The sequence below is a fragment of the Cupriavidus sp. SIMBA_020 genome (genome assembly GCF_046535395.1).
Taxonomy (GTDB): domain Bacteria; phylum Pseudomonadota; class Gammaproteobacteria; order Burkholderiales; family Burkholderiaceae; genus Cupriavidus; species Cupriavidus campinensis.
This window is the reverse complement of the sequence record NZ_JAWRWU010001581.1, coordinates 1-238: the sequence shown is the minus strand read 5'-3', so window position 1 is coordinate 238 and position 238 is coordinate 1. Positions and strand designations below refer to the sequence as shown.

General features: G+C 61.3%; 1 pseudogene. It reads left to right on the top strand.

From position 1 onward, the window contains the following. A pseudogene (locus tag SB751_RS34935) lies at positions 1 to 238 on the top strand (IS21 family transposase); the annotation flags it as partial.

The following is a 238-nucleotide window of genomic DNA, read 5'->3' as shown; positions in this document are numbered from 1 at the left end:
GCGCTGTTCGAAGCCTTGGGTGGCATTCCTCGCGAGATCCTTTACGACAACGCCAAGACCATCGTTGTCGAACGCGATGCTTATGGCGACGGCCAACATCGCTGGCACGCCGGCCTGCTCGATCTGGCCAAGCGGTACGGCTTCCTGCCCAGATTGTGCCAACCGTACCGCGCGCAGACCAAGGGCAAGGTCGAGCGATTCCACCGCTATCTGCGCGGCAATTTCTATGTGCCGCTGG